Consider the following 2367-nt stretch of genomic DNA (forward strand, 5'->3'; position numbering starts at 1 on the left):
TATGAGGACATTCTTGCTGAACAATAAAGAGGACATTCTACCTTAACAGTAACAGTTTTTTTTAAAATGTTAGGCAAAAAAATAAAATTGAACTCTATAAAATGAAGCAGATTGCCGACAACCGAGAGATTGGTGGCAGCAATCCTTTCATTGCTTAGTATTTTGTAAGGCAAGGCTTTAGCCTTGCAAACCTAAAGGTTTGCCTTACATTGTTTATTGTCGTTAGTAATTTAAAGCCATTCTCTTCCATTTTTTGAATTAAAAAACTTGACAAAATGAAATTAAAAAGTATATAAAAAAGGAGTGGGTTTAATATTTCATTCCAATGAATCGGGATGAAATGTTAAAACAGCTTCTTATAAGATAAGGAGGTGTTAAAATGTTTACATTTTTCATAATTTTTGTTCAGCTCTCTCTTGGTGAAATTATTACAACCCCATCAATGGTATCTATATCTATAGATATGCCGAAGATTGAGCTGAGAGATGAGTTCAGAGAGGGCAGTTTTTACACAGACCTTTCTATACCAGGAGCAGGGATAGGGCTTGAAGTTGGTAAGCCAAAAATTCCTGTTATTAGAAAGACTGTAGAGATTCCAGAGGATGCAGATGTTAAAATTGAGGTAAAAGTAGAGGATAGAAGTATGGTATTAAAATATCCTATAATACCACTTCAGCCACCTGTGCCAAAAATTCCAGGTGCACAAGTTGAGTTTACAATTGATAGAGAATTCTACAAGATAGATAAATTCTATCCAGAAGAGTGGGCAAGTATTGTAAGAGTTGGCTACATTAGGGGACATAGAGTATGCTTTATTGAGATTTATCCAGTGAGATACAATCCAAGAAATAATGTAATTCACTATGCAGAGAGTGTAGATATTACTATTAAACTTACAGGTTCTAATATGACAAAGACAGAAGCTGTTCTCCATAGATACTATTCATTTCCATTTGGTGGTATGGCAAGAAAGATTATTGAAAATTACAATGTATTCAAACTTAAGGAGCCTCCTCAATTACCAATTGGCTACCTTATCATATGTGCAAACGATTACTATTCAAATATGGAACCATTTGTGGAATGGAAGAATAAGAAAGGGTTTTATACAACTATAACAAAGACATCAGATATCCCGGGAGGAGCAACAGTCACCAATATAACTAACTATATCAAGAATGCATATGATACTTGGGATATACCGCCAACATTTGTGTTACTTGTTGGCGATGTAGATAAAATACCAGCCCATACTGGGTCAGAAACAGGTAGTGTCACCGACCTATACTATTCTACGACTGCTGGTACTGATTTCATCCCTGATTTATACATTGGCAGGTTCCCAGTAGCTACAGTAGCACAAACAAATGTTCTTGTAGAGAAGATTTTAGATTATGAGAAAAATCTATGGTCACAAAGAGTTGATTGGCTTAATAAGGCATACTTTATGGCATCAGATGATGGATACCATCACCAAGAAGTTGAGCTCTGCTGTAATGTATGTATCCAGATTGCACGTGCTAATGGTATGGTATGTGATTCTTTATATGCGTATTATGGAACAGGTACACCTATCTCAACAGCAATAAATAATGGAAGAGTAGTAGCAGTATATACAGGACACGGGGATGAATATGGATGGATGGGGCCAAGTTTTAGCCAGTCAAATGTAAATGCACTCTCGAATCTTGATAAGTATCCATTTGTGGCAAGTCATGCCTGTTTGACAGGCACATTTAGTGTATCTGAGTGTTTTGGTGAAACCTGGGTGAGGTCGCAAGATAAAGGTGCAATAGCATTTTTTGGTGCATCCACTTATACTTACTGGATAGATGATGATACACTTCAAATTGGATGGTTTAGGAGTATGTTTGGTGCCTCTCCTACAAACTTTATTGGAGGATTTACGCAACTCGGCCTCTATGCCGAGTACCTATGTGGAGGAGTAAATTCTACCCCTCGCTACTATTACGAGGCTTATCATGTTTTTGGTGACCCATCAATGGACCTGTATACACTACTACCAACACCTATTTCAGTGAGTTATCCACCTGTAATTCCAGTGGGTGACTTCACTATGGATGTTACAGTTTCCGCTAATTCATCACCAATTAAAGATGCACTTGTTTGTGGCATTGCTGACACTCAGATTGTAGCATACACAAACTCATCAGGCATTGCTACTCTTAATATACACACTAATAAGCCTTGTACACTTTGGATTACAGTAACTGGCCATAATCTACAGCCTTATGAGGGCTATACACTTGTAGTAGTACCGGCTACTGTGATTATAAACCCGGATACTATTCAAGTTAATACAGCAACTAATGTTTCTATCACAGTACGTGATACTTTGGATCTGGG

The 2367-nt window shown here is 37.0% G+C and carries 1 protein-coding gene; it reads left to right on the forward strand.

The window, feature by feature from the left end:
- Positions 1-379 precede the first annotated feature (379 nt).
- Positions 380-2367, forward strand: a 1988-nt coding sequence (locus QMD71_10050) for a C25 family cysteine peptidase (protein MDI6841166.1), incomplete at its 3' end; no start/stop codon positions are given.

This window comes from bacterium, assembly GCA_030018315.1.
In the GTDB taxonomy this organism is placed as follows: Bacteria; Hydrothermota; UBA3073; order JACQXS01; family JAGMCI01; genus JASEGA01.